Here is a 17,644-nt window from a genome sequence, read left to right on the forward strand (position 1 = left end):
AGCAGTTCACTCATGCAGCTTGCCCAAATCGGTAAGAAGAGGCAAGACCGGACGTAGGTCCCTTGGCAGGACTGATCTGCTCTTCTCTGCAGGGGGAAGCTGGCCAGCCTCGTTGCTGTCCATACATGCTGAAAGAGGCATTGCAAGCGACAAAAGAATGAGAAGAAGCAAGCCGTTGCCTCGTCGGGCCAGCAACGCTGCCGCCTGCCCTGTCGTTTGGTGCCGCGAAGGTGAGGCCACTGCTCTGGAGAGCGCACGGGGGCGCTGCAGGTGCGTCCTCGCTTGTCGGACTGTGCTCTGCAGCTTGAGTATTCCTCGATGCAGGAACGTCGCAATTGATCCTGACTTCGCTTCAAGGAGGAATGCATGGCAACGGTCTCAGAGACGAGTCCCGTCACTGTACGCCGTATGGTCCCCATTCTGGCGGCCAGCACCGTCGGAACGGCCATTGAGTGGTACGATTTCTTCCTCTACGGTTTCCTCTCGGCGACGGTTTTCCCCAGGTTCTTCTTCCCGGAGCTGAACCCGGTTGCCGGGACGATCGCTTCCTTTACGACCAATTTTGTCGGATTCTTTGCGCGTCCACTGGGTGGGGCCTTCTTCGGCTGGTTTGGCGATCGCGTGGGGCGGAAGTCAACGCTGATTGCGACCCTGTTGCTGATGGGGATCGCCACGGCGCTGATGGGCCTCTTGCCTGGCTATGACCAGATCGGTCTGGCGGCCCCGCTGGTGCTCTCGGTGCTGCGCTTCCTGCAGGGGGCAGGCGTTGGTGGCGAGTGGGGCGGCTCGGTCCTGCTCTCGATGGAGTATGGCGACAATCGCCGTCGCGGCTTCTGGATGAGCTGGCCACAGACTGGCGTACCGCTAGGGTTGGCGCTGGCGGCCATTGCCGTCCTGAGCTTTCAGGCCATTTTCCCTGGTGAGGCCTTCTTATCGATCGGCTGGCGCATTCCTTTCCTGCTGAGTTTGCTGCTGATCCTGGTCGGCCTTTACATCCGCCTGCGCATTCTGGAGACACCAGCTTTTCGCCGTGTCAAGGAGACGGGGCGCATCGCCCATGTGCCGCTGGTGGAGGTTTTCCGCCATTACTGGCGCGAGATCATCCTCTCGGCTCTGGTGCGCTCGGCTGAGCAGGCGCCGTTCTACCTGTTCACAACCTTCATCCTCTCCTATGGCTCCAAGACGCTCAAAGTTGACTCCAACGTCCTCTATGCTGGCCTGATTATCTCAGCAGTCTGCAGCCTGATCCTGATGCCGACCTGGAGCCATCTCTCGGATCGCTTCGGGCGCAAGCGCTGGTACATGATTGGCTGCGTCTTGATGGCCCTCTACGCTTTTCCGTACTTCCTGCTGCTGGAGACGCGCCAGCCGGTGGTGGTCCTGCTGGCGATGATCCTCTCGATCAGCTTCTGCCATGACTGGCTCTACGGTCCGCAGGCGGCCTTGATTTCAGAGCGCTTTGGAACGCGGCTGCGCTACAGCGGGGCTTCGCTGGGCTACCAGCTTGCCTCGATTACGGCGGGTGGCCCGGCCCCGATCCTGGCGACCTGGCTGCTGGCCAATACGCATACATGGCTGGGGAACGGGACGCCGTCCTATACGCTGATTGCCGTCTTCATTATCTTCATGGCCGTGGTCTCCTTCATCTCAACGGCGCTGATCGGGCGCGAACTGGCCGGTCAGGCCGCCGTGGAGGATGTGGGAGGTGAGGAAGCCAGGCTAGCGACTCAGGTACAGTAAGTCCGGCCTGACCAGGCTGGCTCAGCTCCCTCATGGAGAGGGAGCTACGGAGAGGCGAGTACCACCGCAGCCCTATCTGCGGAGCAGGCCGCCTCTCCTCTTGTGAGATCAGCTGGAAGGTGGCCCGGGTGGCGAGCAAGAGCAAGAGGAAATGGTGGGGGATGGGAGCAGCAAGACGTAGCCCTGTGCAATCATGGCCGCCGTCAGGAAGTAGAACAGGGCTTCCTCCAGGGGGACATTGCCGAGGGTGAGGCCCAGGATCAGCGTGGGCTGGAAGAACCAGATATGTTGAGCGATGGCCAGGCTATCGGCCAGGGTCAGGTAGCTGCCGACCAGCAGCACCGCCCAGGGCCAGCGTCGACGCCAGACCCAGAGCTTGCGCCAGCCAGCAAGCCATTGCAGGCCCAGAATAGGCAAGGCCCAGGCCAGCAGGAAAAGCAGATAGGTAGCGTGCGCCATATTCGCTCAGACCCCTTTCCTGGTGGTAATCTCTTCCTCTGGGAGAGGAGGCGCGGGAGCGCGACCAGAGCGCAGGAGGGCGTAGAGCAGCAAGGTAGTCAGCAGGGTTTCCAGCAGAGCGAAGAGATATTCTTCGAGGGGAATGAGCCAGAGACGCAGGCCCCAAGTCTGGGCAAGAGACCAGTTCCAGATGCCACGCGCAACGGCGGCGTGATCCCAGGGAGCCATAGCAAGCAGGACGATCGCAGCGAGCAGGGCAGTCGTCAGCCAGTAACGACGGCAGAGCAGGCGCCGGCCCAACAGCAGTATCAGCGAACCGATGGGCACAAGCAGGAAGAGGGCCAGAAAGCCAGCGTAGGTCATTGCCGATTTCTCCCGAAGATGCAAGAGATGCATCATCACAATAGTAGAGGCACGCCAGGGGCGAGGGAGGTCTCTCGCCAAGCCTCTCTTCTGAGAAAGACGCGTGCCGTGCGCTTTTCTGGCCCCAGGAGGGACGGGCTGGTGAAGCCAGGCGCTGGCCTCAACAGGCCCCGGTGCAGTCCCTGCCTTGCTCTCTCTGCTCGCTCCTGCTGGCTATGGTTCGCTGCTGGCGGGTAGCTGTGCGAGCGCGGCGGACAGCTCGCGTCTCCGAACGCCTGCCGTCGTCGAAGGGCGAGCTGCCCACCTCCTCACGCAGCGGGGGGTAGGGGCAGGGGCACACACTGCCGCGCAGGCGCCGTGTGCACGCCAGAGCAGCAGCACGCGCGACCCCGCTGCGTCAAGAGGCGCCCGCCTGACCCGAGCTGGCTGAGGAGCGCTGGCTCAACTCAAGGTCCCAGCATCACCAGACGCTCGACCGTCATCTCACGGATGGCATAGGCAGGGCCTTCCTTGCCGAAGCCGCTATCTTTCATGCCCCCGTAGGGCATGCCATCGGCGCGCGTACTGGAGGTGCCATTGATGATCACTCCGCCCACTTCCAGGCGGCGTGCCAGCTCCAGAGCTGTCGCCAGCGAGGAAGTATAGACCCCGGCCTGCAAGCCATAGCGGCTGGCGTTGGCCGCCTCGATCGCCTCATCCAACCGTTCGAAGCGCATAATGCTAACCACAGGTGCGAAGATCTCTTCACGCGTAATGCGCATTGGTGGCGCGACCTCATGCAGTAGTGTCGGCTGAAAGAGCGTTCCTGTGCAGGTGCCGCCGACCAGTACGCGTGCCCCCGAGCGTAGGGCTTCCTCCACCAAGGCGCAGGCTCGCGCTGCCGCGCTCTCGCTGATCAGTGGCCCGACCTCTGTCGCCGGATCGGCGGGGTCGCCGCTCTTCAGGGCTGCCACCTGCGCGCTCAGACGCTCCACAAACTCGCGCTCCACTGAGGTATGGACAAAGAGCGACTGGACTGACGTACAGACCTGGCCAGCTTTGCGATAGCCGGCGTGGACCACATCGCGGGCCGCTCGCTCCAGGTCAGCATCGGTGCAGATGATGGTTGCCGAGACGCTGCCCAGCTCCAGCGAGACCGGACGCAGGCCCGTCTCGCGCTTGACGATCGCTCCCACCTCGGTTGAGCCGGTGAAGGTGGTAAAGCCGATACGCGGATCGCGCAGGAGTCGCAGACCGACCTCGGAGCCAGAGCCATAGAGGACCTGCAGACGGCCCGCGGGCAGCCCGGCCTCGTCGAGGATCTGGGCCAGTAGGGCGGCTGTCAGCGGAGTCAACTCCGCTGGCTTGAGGATGACCGCGTTGCCGGCGGCCAGGGCCGGCCCGATCTTGTGACAGACCGTATTGAGCGGGGCGTTGAAGGGCGTAATGGCCAGGACAATGCCCACTGGCACACGGATGGTCAAGGCCAGACGCTGCTCGAAGCCGGGGCTGGCGTCCAGGGGCACCACTTCGCCGCCCAGGCGGAGGGCCTCCTGCGCACAGAGGGTCAGCGTGACCACGGCGCGGGCAAATTCCTGCTCGACATCCTTACGCGAGAAGCCAGTTTCGCGGCGCATGGTCTCCAGCACTGCTGTCCGGCGCTCTTCAAGCAGAGTGACCGCCCGCTGCAGGACCGCTGCCCGCTCGCGCGCCGGCCACGGCCTCCGCCTGGCCCGCTCTGCTGCCTGCAGCGCCTGCTCGATCTCGCGCTCGCCGGCCCGCGGCAGCTCGCCGATAACCTCGCCACTCCACTTATCGCGCACAATAACCGCCCTGGCGGCTGCCGATGACGGACTCATCGTGCTCATCCTTCCCTCTTTTCCTTCCTTATTATTGATTATTGCTCCCCTCGTCCGCTTTGGCCGAAACCAGTTCCAGTTGATCCCGGCTGCCCACTTGGCGATCTCGCTGTCTCACCCGACCAGCACGACGGGCACGCGGGCGCCGCGTGAGCCGAGGAACGGCCCGGCCAGAGGGCGAAGGGCGAGAGTGGTGAACTAGCTGGCCATGTCAAGGGTACGCCGCTCGCGGGACCACTGGCCGGCGGCCCGTCCAGCACGGCGTCCAAAGACCGAGCCGGCCATCAGACCGGCACCGCCCGGGTAGTTATGGTAGAAGAGGCCGCCGACCAGCTCGCCAGCAGCGTATAGACCGGGCATTGGCAGATTGAGCCGGTCCAGTACGCGCCCATTGGGATCAATGCGTAGCCCCCCGAAGGTGAACGTAATACCGCAGGTGACCGCGAAGGCGTAGTAGGGTGGCGTATCCAGCGGCTGGGCCCAGTTCGATTTTCTAGGGGTGATGCCGACCGTGCCCTTGCCATCCTTGATGGCTGGATTAAACTTCACATCGCGCATCACCGCAGCGTTGAAGGTGGCAACCGTCTCCTCCAGACCATCGGGATCGATTCCTGCCTTCTGCGCCAGCTCGCGAATCGTCAGCGCCTCGAAGCGCGAGACGCCGGGGGCAGTGTACTCATCCTTGCGCAGCAGCGGCTCAGTTTTGGCATCGAAGAGCTGGAAAGCGACGCCATCGGGTTGCTTCATGATCTCGGCGCCGTAGCGAGCGTAGGTATAGTTGCGGAAATCGGCCCCTTCATCGAGGAAGCGCTTGCCCTGGCTATTGACCACAATCCCCAGCGGGTAGGACTGCTTGGTCAGCAGGTTGGTCAGGAAGCGATCGCCGTGGGGAGGAGAGGCGATGTCCCAGGCCACCGAATGGCAGCCGCTCCAGTGGCCGTAAGCCTGCGCTCCCAGTGCCAGAGCAGCAAAGAGGACCTCGCCCGTATTGTAAGGCGTGCCACGCACACGCGCCAGATCCCAGCCGGGCCCCAGGTAGCAGGTACGAAGCTGCGGATTGGCCTCGAAGCCGCCCGCCGCCAGGACCACGGCTCCGGCCCGGATACGCTCCCGCTCTCTGCCTGGTGGGGAGCAAATCACGCCGCAGACTGCTCCCGTCGCGTCGCACTCTAGGTCGACCACCGGGCTGTTGAAACGCACCTCAATGCCGCTGGCCATCGCTGCCTGCAGGTGCTGCTCGATCAGTCCCTTGCCGCCGTTGACCGTCCCCAGGGCCAGCCCGCCCCAGAAACGGAACTCGCCATCAACCTGGAACGACTGGCGATCGTACATCAGGCGGAAGCGCAGTCCTTTCTGATGCAGCCAACGGATGGTCTCGCCGGCCTCCTGCACCAGAATCGCCGTCAACTCAGGATCACAGCGGCCCTTGGTGGTGCGCTGCATATCCTGCAAGAACTGCTCGGGTGTGTAGGGGGGGAGCGCGGTCCGCTGCAGAAAAGCCTCGTCACGCTCGTCCAGGAGCGGCAGCAGCTCCTCCAGACTGGAGAAGGTAGTGCGGAAGGCGCCCGCGGTGAAATAGCTGTTGCCGCCTGCCCAGTCGCTGCCGGCCTTCTCCAGCACTAGCACCTTGTCCACCTGCTCGCGCGCCGCCTGCGCAGCGCTGAGGCCGGCGTTGCCGCCGCCGACCACGATGACATCGTAGTACTCTGTCATTGGTCCTCCATTACCAGTTGTACCATTGCGCGCCCGTCTCTGTGAATCAGTTTGGACGTCAGACGCTGGCTGATCGCCACATGAGCGGGATGCTGCATATAACGCTCCCAGGCCCCCATATCGTCAAGATCAGCCACCAGCGCTACGGTGTACTGTTGATCGCGCGGACTGATGTTGCGCCCGGCCACCAGGCTGCGCAAGCCTGGCACCTGCCCGACGAGCGAGCGCCAGGCGGCGCACAGCTCCTCTAGCTGCTCCGGCGTCGCCTCGGCGCGGGCCTTGCCAAGAAAAATATGGCGTATCACCTTGCTGTGTCCCTCCTTTCTCCTGGCCTGCCATGAGCTAACTGAGCTTACTTGCTATCATGCTGACTGAGCAAGGCGCTTGGCGGTGGGGCCGTGATCTGCCCCACCGGCCTGCCTCGCTACATAGTGAGCCAGCCGCCGTCGACATAGAGCGTGATTCCCGTGATATAGGCCGACTCGTCGGAGGCCAGAAAGACCGCCGCCCCCGCCAGATCGCTCGGCTGCCCAACGCGCCCCATCGGAATATGAGCCAGCGTAGCCGCTAACGATTGCGGATCGTCCAGCCGGTCCTTGCTCAGCTCCGTATAGATCGGGCCGGGGCCGATGGCGTTGACGCGAATATTGGCCTTGACCAGCGCCAGGGCCATCGCTTTGGTCAAGGTGCGCACCCCGCCTTTGCTGGTGCAGTAATGAACGGTTGTCGGATTGACGCTCTCGGCATTGACCGAGGCGATATTGATGATCACGCCGCCCCCCTGCTCTTTCATGCAGCGGGCAAAAGCCTGGCCGCACAGGAAGGTTCCTTTCAGATTGATATCCAGCACCCGATCCCATTCAGCTTCCGTGATCTCCAGAAAATCGTAACGTCCAATGACGCCGGCATTGTTCACCAGAATATCGACCCGCCCGAATTCGCGAACTGTCCAGGCGGCCAGCTCATTGACCTCTGTCGCATTGGTGACATCGAGATGCCTCCCGACAACCCGTTGACCTGTCGCCTGAGCAAGCTCGGCAGCGGTCTGGCGGGCCGCATCCTCCATGATGTCGGCAATCACCACGGAAGCCCCTTCGCGGGCATAAGCTTCAGCAATGGCCCGTCCGTTGCCGCGCGCCGCACCGGTGATCACTGCAATGCGCTCCTTCAAACGCTCTCCCATGATGGTCTCCAACTCCTTTCTGAAGATTGCTTCTCTCGATGGACGGCCTGTCGCCTACCACAGGGCCAGGCGGATAGATGAACAGACAGCCAGTGGGGAGACGGCGGGCCGAGCCGGAAGCAGCCGGCCCGGTCTCCGCTGGCCGTGGTACTGATAGACGTCGCATCTCCAGATGGGCCAGCGCGGCGATGATCAGGCGCTGGGGCTGGCAGATTCGTCGGGATGGTCGACCTCGTCCTCGCGGCGGTCGCGGCGCTCCAGCTCGCCGGCGGGCACCGTCACCACGATGAAGAGCAGGTCCTCCAGGCCCGTATTGGCCAGAGAATGCACTACCCCGGGCGGGATGAAAATGGCCGTATGCGGCTCAACCACGTATTGGCGCTCGCCCAGGCGCATCAGCCCACGTCCCTTGAGAATGTAGTAGACATGTTCAGCCTCTGTGTGGGCATGATTCTCGGCATAGCCGCGCGGCTGATAGAGCGAGAGCCGAAAATCAAAGTAGCGCGTCCTGCTGTTGTCCGGGTTCACCAGCAGCTTAGAATAGGCCTGGTGGTGCTGCGGCGGCTCAACCCAAACCAGCTCTTCGGCGCGTACCGGGCGCACCTCGTCGACCTCCTTGAGGATCGACGAGGGCCGCGGATCAAAGGACGGCGAGGTACTCATAGCTGATCCTCCTGCCAGCCGAAATTGGGCAGCGGATAGGGCAACGGTGGCAGCTCCCAGCTGGCCGTGGCTGGTGGCTTGACCTCGCGATCGACGCGCACATCGAGCACCGTCGGGCGCCCGCTCGCCAGAGCCTGGTGCAAGAGATCGCCCAGGTCGCTGGGACGCTCGACCAGATAGCCATCGGCCCCCATAGCCCGCGCCAGAGCCGCAAAATCTGCCGAGAAGAGGCGCCCACTCTGCTCCTCGACAAAGCTCGTCATCAGCTCGCGCCCGCTGCCGAAGTAGCCGAGCTGTTGATCGCGAATCGAGCAATAGCCATAGTTGTTCCAGACCAGCCAGACCACCGGAATGGCGTATTCGACCGCCGTGGCGACCGTACCCGGCCACATCAAGAAGCCACCGTCGCCGCAGACACTGACGACGCTGCGCTCCGGGGCGGCCAGCTTGGCCCCCAAGGCTCCGGCGACGCCAAAGCCCATCGAGGCGAAACCGAAGCTCTGCAGCAGGGTCCGCGAACGATAGGCCGGAAAAGCTGAGACCAGCCAGTTATGGTGCACCCCCACATCGGAGACAACGATAGCGTCCTCGGGCAGGGCGGCGCGCAGCTCACTGATGACGCGCTCGGGTCGCAGGGGGACTGCCTCCGAGCGGCGCGGCTCATTGACGTGCGCCTCCCATTTGCGTTGCCATTCCCCGATCTTCTCCAACCAGGCCCGGCGCGCTGTAGCTCCCGCCTCCAGCGCTGTTGTGGCACATGACGACAGGGCCTCCAGTAGCTGGCGTAGCACCGTCCTGATATCGCCGACAATGCCGACCGCCGGCTGATAGTTTCTCCCGATCTCGCTGGGATCGATATCGACATGGATCAGCCTGGTAGGTGGAATGCGGTAAGTAAAGCCCGGCAGCCAGGAACTGGTTGAGCGATCGTCGAAGCGTGTCCCCAGGGCCAGGATAACATCGGCGTTGCGAGTGGCCGCATTGGCCGGGTAGCTCCCGTTGCGTCCCGTGGCCCCCAGGCTCAGCCGATGGCGCGCGTCGATGACGCCCTTGCCGAGCGGCGTGGTGACCACTGGAATCGACAACTGCTCGGCCAGGCGCAGCAGCTCCGGCTCGGCCTGGCTTAGCTCAACACCGTGGCCGGCGACAATCACCGGGCGCTGGGCAGCGAGCAAGAGCCGCAGGGCCTCCTGCAGATCGGCGGGATCAGCACCGGCCCGTGAAGCAATGGGGCAGTCCCATAACTCGCGCTCAGCCTCCTCACGCTCCACGGTCTCCACAAAGACATTGAGCGGTACATCGAGGTGGACCGGCCCTGGGCGCCCGCTCAGCATCAGCGTATAAGCCTGGCGTAGTGCCAGCGGTAGCATGTCGGCCCGCGTCGGCTGGAAGCTGCGCTTGACGTAGGGGCGCAGTACGTTGACAAACTCCCCCTGGAAATAGCGACCGCTCTCCTGAAAGGGGCCACGGTTCCACTGGGAAGTGGGAACATTACCAGTGATAGCCAGGAAGGCCGACGAATCCATGAAGGCCGAGGCGATCGCCGGCACCAGATTGGTCGAGCCGGGGCCGCAGGACGTGAAGGTTGCAACCGGCCTCTGGGCCACGCGGAAGTAGGCGTCGGCCATGAAGGCGGCGCAGGCCTCGTGGTGCACAGAGATAGCTTTCAGCTCGTCCCGACGGTCATAGACGGCATCCAGAAAGCCGAGAATGCCGTGACCGCAGAGACCAAAGACATAGGGGACGCCGCGCCTGATCAGAAAATCAACGATCAGTTCCGCCCCCTTGATCGCTGCCATTGATAATCAATCCTCCTCCTACGGATGGAATAAATAATGAACTGTCGGCTGCTATGGCTGACGTGCTCGCTCAGATGCGCTTGACCGGTTCTGCGTCAATCGAGCCGGAGCCTTAGCTGCTCGCCATTGGACTGGCCCGCCCGACGTAGGACTCTACCAGGCGGGGGTCATGCAGCAGCTCGCTGGCGGGGGCCACGCGCGTAATGTGACCATCCTCGAAGACATAGCCACGCTGGGCGAAGCGCAGGGCCGCGTAGGCATTCTGCTCGACCACAAAGACCGTCAGGCCGCTGGCATGTAAGGCCCGCAGGGCCTGGTACAGCTCGCCAACCACCCGCGGAGCCAGACCGGTCGACGGCTCGTCGAGGATTAGCAGCCGCGGCTGGGTCATCAAAGCCCGCCCAACCGTGACCATCTGTTGCTCGCCGCCGGAGAGCAGTCGACAGCGAGTCTGGCGCAGGCGCTGCAGCCTGGGAAAGATCTGGTAGATATAGGCCAGGCGCTGGCGAAGTTCGGTTCTGCTGGCGCGATAGGCGCCGATCTCCAGGTTCTCCTCGACGGTCATCTCGGGAAAGAGTGCACGCCCCTCGGGCACGTAGCCGATGCCCAGGCGCACACGCTCAAAAGTTGGCAAGCGCCCCAGATCATGGCCTGCCAAGAAGACCTGGCCACCGCTCGGCGGAAGCTGGCCCATGATCAAGCGCAACAAGGTCGTCTTGCCAGCTCCATTGGCGCCGACCGCGGCCACCGCCTCGCCCTCGGCGATGCTCAGGCTGACCTCATGGACCACGGTGCGACCGTGATAGCCGCCCGAGACCTGCTGTAACTGAAGCAACTCAGGCATTGACCGGCGCCTCCTCTCCCGTGCCCAGGTAAGCCTCGATCACAGCGGGATTGCGCAGAACCTCGTCCGGGCGGCCCTGGGCGATAGTGGTGCCGAAGTCAAGTACATAGACATGATCGGCAATGGGCATAATGGCGGGCACCACATGCTCAATCGCCACAACGGCGCAGCCCGCCGCTACCGCCTCGCGCAGCAGCGCGTGTACAAGATGGATCTCCTCGGGCGACATCCCTGCCATCACCTCATCAAGGAGCAAGACACGCGGACGCAGCATCAAGGCCCGTCCGATCTCCAGGAAACGGAGCTGACCCGGTGGTAGGCCCTCGGGTGAGGCATCCCACTGTTCGCGCAGGGCCAGACGCTCTAGCATCTGGGTGGCCGCCCTGATGGCTTCCTCCTTCGAGAGGCCCGCCGCCAGAGCCGGCAATAGCAGGGTCTCCCAGGCTGTCAGCGAGGGGAAAGGCCGGCAAGTCTGGAAGGTGCGCGCAATACCGGCCCGCGCAATGCGGTAGGGAGCCAGACGGTTGAGGAGCGTCTCCCCGAAGCGAATGGTCCCACCGTTGCAACGGTCAAAGCCCGTAATCAGGTTAAAGAGGGTGGTTTTGCCGGCTCCGTTGGGACCGATCACGGCGGCGATCTGCCCGCTGCGAGCTTCCAGGTTAACCCGCTTGAGCGCTGTCAGGCCACCGAAGCGCCGGGTAATCTCCTCGCAGCGCAGCGCCGGCTCTCCCGTACTGCTGACCGCGGCGGGGAAGAGTGCCCGAGGCGCCTCAGCCTCTATCATTGGAGGCGGCCCCCATACCGGATGGCGCCGCAGCCAGCCGAAGCGCTGGAAGAGCGAGACCAGACCGCCCGGCATCCAGATCACCGCGATCAGAATCAAGGCCCCTAGAATGATCTGCTGCTGCTGAGGGAACTGGGCCCAGAGGGCATTACTGATCAAGGAAATGACTACTGCGCCCAGCAGCGGCCCCCAGAGCGTGCCAATCCCGCCGAAGAGCACCATCAGGATCGTCTGCAGCTCATAGGTGTTGTTGAAGGCGCTGCCGGGATCGATGAAGCCCACGTTCCACACATAGAGCGCGCCCGCCAGGGCAGCCAGGCCGGCGCTCAAGCAGAAAGCCACCACCTTGCTCGCGTTGGTATTGACCCCCGAGGCCTCAGCGGCCTTCTCGTCGTCGCGCAAGGCCAGCAGGCGTAGCCCCAGCGGCGAGCGCAGCAGCCAGGCCGTTAGCAGAACGGACCCCACGGCGCAGACCAGCATAACCAGGGCGGTCTCCTGGGTGCTACCCACGATGGGCACTGGCTCGCCCATGCTCCCACCTACCAGCGGTGTCGAGGTGGCGATCAAGGCCCCGATGTGACTCAGTCCGAACATCCCCAGGGCGAAAAAGATGCCCTGCAGGCGCAGCATCACTGTCCCCAGCGGCAGGGCCAGGACCACTGCCGCCAGAACCGCCCCCAGCGCTGCCAGGTACCAGTCCCACTGCCAGGCGATCTGGCAGGTAGCGGCCACATAGGCCCCGATGCCGAAGAAGCCCACCTGGCCGAAAGAGACGTAGCCGCTCAGCCCACTGATAATGTTCCAGGCATAGGCCAGGACCACGAACAGGCAGGTGGAGAAGAGGAGCTGGGCCTGATCGCCGTTCCCAAAGAGCGCAATCAGGACCCCGGCAACGGCGGCCACCCCGAAAATCAGCCAGGCGCCCGCTTGCTTGAAGAGTCGTGTGGCTCGCCGCGCGGGAAAGGTCAGCCTGAAGTGCCTCTGTCTCATATGCGCCCCCTTTGGCCAAGCAGGCCCTGTGGTCGCACAATCAGCACCAGGATAAAGATCACATAGATCACTGCTGAGGCGGCACTGGCGCCCAGAAAGTAGCTGCTGCTAACCTCGATCACTCCCAGGAGAATGGCAGCCAGGAGGGCGCCCAGGTAATTGCCGAGGCCACCGAGAGCGATCAGGGTAAAGGCCTGGACCGTCATGAAGCCGCCGGAAGCAGCCTGCACTGGGATCAGGACCACTGTCAGAGCGCCGGCGGCGCCAGCCATCGCTGCCCCCAGCGCAAAGGTCAGCAGACGGATACGTCCCGTGTTCAGACCACAGCTCGCTGCCCCCAGCTCTGACTGAGCGGTGGCCCGTACCAGCCGCCCTGAGCGTGTGCGTGTCAGCCAGAGCTGGACAGCGAAGGCCAGGGCAAAGGCCAGCAGCGACGAGACCAGCAAGGACTCTGGGAAGAAGAGCGCCCCCAGGTGCACCGCCGATTGAAAGAACGGGACCGACTGGTACTGACCTCCCCAGATGAGCAGGGCGATGTTCGAGATGATTGAGGAGAGGCCGAAGGTAATGAGCAGCGTACGCAGCTCACCCTGTGGGGCCGTTGTCTCTACCCGAGCCAGCAGGCCACGGTAGATCAGACCGCCGACAAGCAGGAAAAGGAGCGTGGCCACAGGAATGGCCAGGGCTGGTCCGGCCCGGAAGGCGCCATAGAGGCTCACGGCCAGTAAACCGGCCACGACAATGAAGTCGCCGTGGGCCAGATTGACGACCTTCATGACGCCGTAGATCAGATTGAGGCCGGAGGCCATCAGCAAGTAGACACCGCCCCACATGATGCCGGTGAGCAGGAGCAACAGATAGGTCTGGAGCTGGAGCATTGTTAGTGTTTCCCCCTGTTTCTGGCTCAGATGTGCCTGTCTGCCCCGTGCGGAGCGACGCAGTGCCGGCTCCAGCATTTACCAGTTCGGATGCGGCAACTGCACCGGGCTGGTAGCCACTGCTGGCGGCCAGACCAGTTCCTGCTTACCGTTCTGCCACTGCAGGACATAGGCCTGGTAGCCCAGTTGCTGACCAAGGTTGTTCAGTTTGAACTCACCGGCCACTGTCTGCAAGTCGAGCTTGAGATAGGCGTCACGGATCTTGGTCTGGTCAAGACTGCCGGCCATCCTGACGGCTGCCGCCAGGGCCTGCATCGTAGCGTAGGCCATAGCGGCGTGATAGTCGGGGTCACGCCCAAAGTGGGCACGGAAGTTCTGAACAAACTCAGCATTGCCGGCGGTCTTGAGCGTCGGGAACCAGAGCGTCGTCCCCAGGATGCCATTGGCGGCGTTGGCCAGAGCGCTGCCAAATTCCGGCTCGACCGGTCCGATGCTGAAGGCGAAGAGCTTGGCATTGACATTGGAGGCGCGGGCAGCCCGGATAATGCCCTCAGCGTCGGCCAGATAGGTGGCACCGATGATCATGTCCGGCTTGGCGGCGCCGGCCTTGAGAACAAGGGCGGTGAAATCATTGGTGTCGGCGGGATAGGTCGCTTCGAAAACCACGCGAATGCCACGCGCCGCAGCTTCTTGCTTGATGCCCTGGGCCAGCTCAAGCGGAAAGGCGGTATCCTGGATCAGCAGGGCCAGCGTCTTATAGCCTTTGGTGGCTGCCAGGTCGATGACGGGAATCATATAACGAGGGGTCTGGGTAATCGACTGCACCAGGTAGGGATAGCGTCCGCTGAACGGCTCCAGGTTGGCGGCCATTGCGGGCATGGCCATCTTGTAGCGCGTCACCAGGGGAGCGATAGCCGAGGTCAGGTCGGTCTGGTAAGGCCCAACCAGCAGGTCTACTTTGTCGCTGGTGATGAGACGCTGATAGAGCTGGACAGCGGTCGAGGCGCTTCCCTGATCGTCATAGTAGACCAGCTGCACTTTGCGCCCGAGTAGCCCCCCTTGGGCGTTGATGGTGTCGGCGCCGAGCTGGTAGCCTTGCAGATCAAATTTGGCTGGAGCTGCGTCCGGCCCGGTTTCAGTAATGGAGAAGCCAATGCGGATCGGGGCCGAGGTCGAAGAAGCACCGCCGCCGGAGGTGGAGGAGGCGCAAGCCGAAAGCGCCAGAGCGATCAACAGCAGGCTCGCGATGAGGGTGTGGCCGATAGGAGGACGGGGCGCGCGCGGTCGCTGAAATAGTGCCATGTCGAGACACCTCCTTGTGATGATTGGATTGGGCCGCCTTGGTTCATGCGTTCGTCCGTTCGATAGGCTGGAGGCTCTTTCCTCCGGCGCTGCTGGTGTGGCCGGGCCCTGCCAGAGTGCGCTGGCCGGCGAGGCGTTCGCTACCGTAGGGCAGACAGGCTAAAAGACAAACAGGCGTAAGGCTGCTCTGCCGCTCTCCTCGGGAGCGGAAGATGACAGGGCAGGGAGCAGCTGCGGACCGGCTGGGCCGTTCTGCCTGCCAGTCGACTGGATGATCGCCTGGCTGGGCTGGCCGATTCTTGTCGTGCTCCTTGCTCTGATGGGCGCTTTTCCGCTCGTCCTATCGTACACCTGATAGGGCATACTGCTGTATGTACAACAACTGAAGAAAGATGTGCTGACGCACCTGTCAGCTCTACCCCTCCTCCTGAGCCGGGTAAATAGGAGCGTCTCAGCCAGGTCGCTGGTGAGCTGGGCATAATGGGAGAGCGAGACGATGGGACCATCCTGGACAGCGTCCGTTCCGTTCGCTGCGTCGCTGCAGCTCTTGGGGCCTGCCCTCCGCAAGTCTGCTGCAGGGGAGGGCTGGTGGTCCCACACCTGATCGCCCGTTGCCCGGCTCGCCACATCACAAACCTGTCACTGTATACAGTCGTATACAGTTGTATAACAGTTATATACACTGGCGAGAGGGCCTTGTCAAGGGGGCGGGTTGTCGGCTGGAGTGTGTTCATTGGCCCTCTGCTGAATGAGGGTAGAAGCGGTATCTGCTCCTTCTCAGGAAATTCCGGCTCTCTTGACAGCGTCTTGCATACGGATGTATACAATTATGGAGAGCAAGGAAAGCTCTCCATCACACTTCTCTCTCAGGAAAGTGGGTGAAGCACATGCCTCTCTCTCGAATCCAGCTCCCGGGTGAGCGTTCCAGAGCCCAGGAACTGTATGAATTTCTGCGCAATGCCATTCTTGACGGTACCTTAGAGCCGAATGAGCGCCTGGTTGAAGAGAATATCGCCGCGCTGGCCTCGGTCAGTCGGACGCCGGTGCGGGAGGCGCTGCGCAAGTTGGAAGCGGACAATCTGGTGAGGGACACTGGTCAGGGGATCGTGGTAGGAACCACCTCGCCGGAGGAATTAGAGGAATTGTGCGCGGTGCGTGAGACGCTGGAGGGGATGGCTTCGCGGCTGGCGGCGCGTTTGCGGTCGGAGCTGGAGGTGGCTAGTTTGCGGCGCATTCTGGAGGAGTATCGGGAGGCGACGCAGCAGCGCGATGTTGAACGGCTGGTGGTGCTCAACCATGCCTTTCACGAGACCATCTGGCAGGCGGCGCGCAATCGCTATCTGTTCCGTGAGCTGACGAATCTGCGCGACCTGATTGAGCGCTTACAGAAGACGACGCTGGATAAGCCAGAGCGCCAGCAGGCGGCTCTGCCGGAGCACGAGGCGCTCTTTGGGGCGATTGTACGGCAGGATGAGGATGAGGCCGAGCGTCTGGCTCGCCAGCATTTCCGCGAGGCGATGGCTATCCGCCTGATGATGGCCCGGCTGGCGCAGAAGCGGCTGTAGTCAGCCGGCTTCTCTCCTGGGCTGGGGGAGTAATCGGTCTGCTCTTTTCCTTTCTTGTCCTGAACGGTGCCTTTCTTCCTTTGTTGTGATCTTCCTGGTCGGGTTGGTCTGTCTGCTTGCCTGTATCTCTCCTCGTCCTGTGAGCAGCGCTGTCGCGGGTTGTGCAAGTGGGGGAGTAGGGGGACGGTCTGCTCTGGTGAAGAGGAGTGGTTGGGAACGGCCTGCTGCGTCGGTGCACGGCGCGGGGGAATTTTTTTGGTTTGGGCAGCGCTGGGCCGTCGCCCCTGGAGGACGGGCGGGTTGGAGAGTATTGAGCGAGGGCTGGGAACACGGGCTTCCTTTCTCTCTTCGTGGCCGGGTGAGGATCTCCATCGTTCTGGTAGAGCAGTGATAGTGCACGAGAAGGATGGGGCCGCTGCCGCGCTTCTCGCTGCTCTTGGCAGAGCTTGGCCTCCTGGCTGCTCTGCTGGACCATTCATCGCATCCTGCATGGAGGGACAGATCGACGCGATGCACGCTCCTCTACTGGTGGCTCTCGCTGAACCGGTACGGCAGGGGGAGCCAGTTGAAGCTTTTCTAACTTTTCTCTGGGGCCCTGGTGCTCGCTGGTCCTGGGATCTGAGGCGGCGGGCGCTGTCGGGGTGGGAATCGAAAGGAGGCGGCCATGTCTGACTGGCGTCCTTCCTCGTTGGGCGTCTATCCTGCGGGGCAGATGCCGCCCTCGCCTGCCCCCTCGCCCCGTCAATGGCAGCCGCTGCTGGTCAAGGTGCCGGAGATCACGGTCTACTTCTGGGTGATCAAGCTCCTGACGACGGCTTTGGGTGAATCGACCTCAGATTTCCTGGTCTACCAGATCAATCCGTATGTGGCGGTGGGCTTGGGCTGTTTTGGCCTGGTGGCGGCTTTGATCTTGCAGCTCTCGCTGCGCCGCTATATCGCCTGGGTCTACTGGCTGGCAGCTTTGATGGTGGCAGTCTTTGGGACGATGGCCGCCGATGTGCTGCATGTGGTGCTCGGCATCTCGTATGTGGTCTCGACGACTTTTTTCTCGGCTGCCCTGGCGGTGGTCTTTGTGGTCTGGTATCTGTGTGAGCACACGCTCTCGATCCACAGTGTCTATCGCGGGCGCCGCGAGCTGTTCTATTGGGCGGCGGTGATTGCCACCTTTGCCCTGGGAACGGCGGCGGGTGATCTGACGGCGGCAACGCTCAATCTTGGTTACTTCCCTTCGATCCTTCTCTTCGCGGTCCTTTTTGCACTGCCCGCGCTGGGATACTGGTTGCTACGTTTCAATGCAATTGCGGCCTTCTGGTGGGCCTATATTGTGACCAGGCCCCTGGGAGCCTCGATTGCGGACTGGCTGGGCAAGCCCTATCTGGGGGGCCTCGGCCTGGGTGATGGTAAGGTCTCGCTGGTCTTACTGATCCTGCTGGTCCTCTTTGTGGTCTACTTGAGCGTCACACATCGTGACGTGCAGGGTCGTTCCGCTGAGAGACGCTGATCAGCTCTGATCAGCTGACTAG

General features: G+C 62.9%; 15 protein-coding genes. 3 read left to right on the top strand and 12 right to left on the bottom strand.

What is annotated here, in order from left to right; genetic code table 11:
- Positions 1-366 precede the first annotated feature (366 nt).
- Positions 367-1,740, top strand: coding sequence for an MFS transporter (locus KTAU_RS13880; RefSeq protein ID WP_151728947.1), 1,374 nt, complete (start codon positions 367-369; stop codon positions 1,738-1,740).
- Between the two features lie 108 nt (positions 1,741-1,848).
- On the opposite strand, the gene KTAU_RS13885 is transcribed toward KTAU_RS13880, so the two are convergent.
- The 12 genes from KTAU_RS13885 to KTAU_RS13940 all read right to left on the bottom strand — a co-directional run bounded on the left by KTAU_RS13885 (position 1,849) and on the right by KTAU_RS13940 (position 14,556).
- Positions 1,849-2,199 carry a lycopene cyclase domain-containing protein gene (locus tag KTAU_RS13885; protein ID WP_151728948.1) on the bottom strand — a complete coding sequence of 117 codons (351 nt, stop codon included), beginning with the start codon at positions 2,197-2,199 and terminating at the stop codon, positions 1,849-1,851.
- A 6-nt stretch (positions 2,200-2,205) separates the two neighbouring features.
- The gene (locus tag KTAU_RS13890) at positions 2,206-2,643 is read right to left on the bottom strand and encodes a lycopene cyclase domain-containing protein (protein WP_151728949.1); all 438 of its coding nucleotides are present in this window, start codon (positions 2,641-2,643) and stop codon (positions 2,206-2,208) included.
- Positions 2,644-3,008: 365 nt separating this feature from the next.
- The gene (locus KTAU_RS13895) at positions 3,009-4,409 is read right to left on the bottom strand and encodes an aldehyde dehydrogenase family protein (protein ID WP_151728950.1); all 1,401 of its coding nucleotides are present in this window, start codon (positions 4,407-4,409) and stop codon (positions 3,009-3,011) included.
- A gap of 189 nt (positions 4,410-4,598) precedes the next feature.
- Positions 4,599-6,113 (bottom strand): FAD-dependent tricarballylate dehydrogenase TcuA, encoded by a 1,515-nt coding sequence (gene tcuA, locus KTAU_RS13900; protein WP_151728951.1) that lies wholly within the window; start codon positions 6,111-6,113, stop codon positions 4,599-4,601.
- Positions 6,110-6,418, bottom strand: a complete 309-nt coding sequence (locus tag KTAU_RS13905) for a Dabb family protein (RefSeq protein WP_151728952.1) — start codon at positions 6,416-6,418, stop codon at positions 6,110-6,112. Before KTAU_RS13905 ends, tcuA begins: the two co-directional genes overlap by 4 nt.
- Before the next feature lie 119 nt (positions 6,419-6,537).
- Complete coding sequence (locus tag KTAU_RS13910) at positions 6,538-7,296, bottom strand: SDR family NAD(P)-dependent oxidoreductase (RefSeq protein WP_151728953.1); 759 nt, start codon at positions 7,294-7,296, stop codon at positions 6,538-6,540.
- Between the two features lie 192 nt (positions 7,297-7,488).
- Entirely contained in the window at positions 7,489-7,959 is a 471-nt protein-coding gene (locus tag KTAU_RS13915) for a cupin domain-containing protein (protein ID WP_151728954.1), read from the bottom strand.
- A complete protein-coding gene (locus tag KTAU_RS13920; protein ID WP_151728955.1) occupies positions 7,956-9,758 on the bottom strand; it encodes a thiamine pyrophosphate-binding protein in 1,803 nt (600 codons plus the stop codon). The genes KTAU_RS13915 and KTAU_RS13920 overlap by 4 nt, the downstream gene beginning before the upstream one ends.
- 112 nt (positions 9,759-9,870) lie before the next feature.
- Positions 9,871-10,602, bottom strand: coding sequence for an ABC transporter ATP-binding protein (locus KTAU_RS13925; protein ID WP_151728956.1), 732 nt, complete (start codon positions 10,600-10,602; stop codon positions 9,871-9,873).
- Entirely contained in the window at positions 10,595-12,376 is a 1,782-nt protein-coding gene (locus KTAU_RS13930) for a branched-chain amino acid ABC transporter ATP-binding protein/permease (protein WP_151728957.1), read from the bottom strand. The genes KTAU_RS13925 and KTAU_RS13930 overlap by 8 nt, the downstream gene beginning before the upstream one ends.
- Positions 12,373-13,254, bottom strand: a complete 882-nt coding sequence (locus KTAU_RS13935) for a branched-chain amino acid ABC transporter permease (protein WP_170293294.1) — start codon at positions 13,252-13,254, stop codon at positions 12,373-12,375. The genes KTAU_RS13930 and KTAU_RS13935 overlap by 4 nt, the downstream gene beginning before the upstream one ends.
- A 78-nt stretch (positions 13,255-13,332) precedes the next feature.
- A complete protein-coding gene (locus KTAU_RS13940) occupies positions 13,333-14,556 on the bottom strand; it encodes an amino acid ABC transporter substrate-binding protein (protein ID WP_151728959.1) in 1,224 nt (407 codons plus the stop codon).
- 887 nt (positions 14,557-15,443) lie between these two features.
- On the opposite strand from KTAU_RS13940, the gene KTAU_RS13945 reads away from it, so the two are divergent.
- Positions 15,444-16,121, top strand: a complete 678-nt coding sequence (locus KTAU_RS13945) for a GntR family transcriptional regulator (RefSeq protein ID WP_151728960.1) — start codon at positions 15,444-15,446, stop codon at positions 16,119-16,121.
- A gap of 712 nt (positions 16,122-16,833) precedes the next feature.
- Complete coding sequence (locus KTAU_RS13950; protein ID WP_151729155.1) at positions 16,834-17,622, top strand: COG4705 family protein; 789 nt, start codon at positions 16,834-16,836, stop codon at positions 17,620-17,622.
- Positions 17,623-17,644: the final 22 nt, after the last annotated feature.

Origin of the sequence: Thermogemmatispora aurantia, assembly GCF_008974285.1 — a bacterium.
GTDB lineage: Bacteria > Chloroflexota > Ktedonobacteria > Ktedonobacterales > Ktedonobacteraceae > Thermogemmatispora > Thermogemmatispora aurantia.

What these genes read in the sequence shown, in the direction of transcription:
- KTAU_RS13880 (WP_151728947.1), top strand. Translation starts at nt 367, where the DNA reads ATGGCAACGGTCTCAGAGACGAGTCCCGTCACTGTACGCCGTATGGTC.
- KTAU_RS13885 (WP_151728948.1), bottom strand. Translation starts at nt 2,199, where the DNA reads ATGGCGCACGCTACCTATCTGCTTTTCCTGCTGGCCTGGGCCTTGCCT.
- KTAU_RS13895 (WP_151728950.1), bottom strand. Translation starts at nt 4,409, where the DNA reads ATGAGCACGATGAGTCCGTCATCGGCAGCCGCCAGGGCGGTTATTGTG.
- tcuA (WP_151728951.1), bottom strand. Translation starts at nt 6,113, where the DNA reads ATGACAGAGTACTACGATGTCATCGTGGTCGGCGGCGGCAACGCCGGC.
- KTAU_RS13910 (WP_151728953.1), bottom strand. Translation starts at nt 7,296, where the DNA reads ATGGGAGAGCGTTTGAAGGAGCGCATTGCAGTGATCACCGGTGCGGCG.
- KTAU_RS13915 (WP_151728954.1), bottom strand. Translation starts at nt 7,959, where the DNA reads ATGAGTACCTCGCCGTCCTTTGATCCGCGGCCCTCGTCGATCCTCAAG.
- KTAU_RS13920 (WP_151728955.1), bottom strand. Translation starts at nt 9,758, where the DNA reads ATGGCAGCGATCAAGGGGGCGGAACTGATCGTTGATTTTCTGATCAGG.
- KTAU_RS13925 (WP_151728956.1), bottom strand. Translation starts at nt 10,602, where the DNA reads ATGCCTGAGTTGCTTCAGTTACAGCAGGTCTCGGGCGGCTATCACGGT.
- KTAU_RS13930 (WP_151728957.1), bottom strand. Translation starts at nt 12,376, where the DNA reads ATGAGACAGAGGCACTTCAGGCTGACCTTTCCCGCGCGGCGAGCCACA.
- KTAU_RS13935 (WP_170293294.1), bottom strand. Translation starts at nt 13,254, where the DNA reads ATGCTCCAGCTCCAGACCTATCTGTTGCTCCTGCTCACCGGCATCATG.
- KTAU_RS13940 (WP_151728959.1), bottom strand. Translation starts at nt 14,556, where the DNA reads ATGGCACTATTTCAGCGACCGCGCGCGCCCCGTCCTCCTATCGGCCAC.
- KTAU_RS13945 (WP_151728960.1), top strand. Translation starts at nt 15,444, where the DNA reads ATGCCTCTCTCTCGAATCCAGCTCCCGGGTGAGCGTTCCAGAGCCCAG.
- KTAU_RS13950 (WP_151729155.1), top strand. Translation starts at nt 16,834, where the DNA reads ATGCCGCCCTCGCCTGCCCCCTCGCCCCGTCAATGGCAGCCGCTGCTG.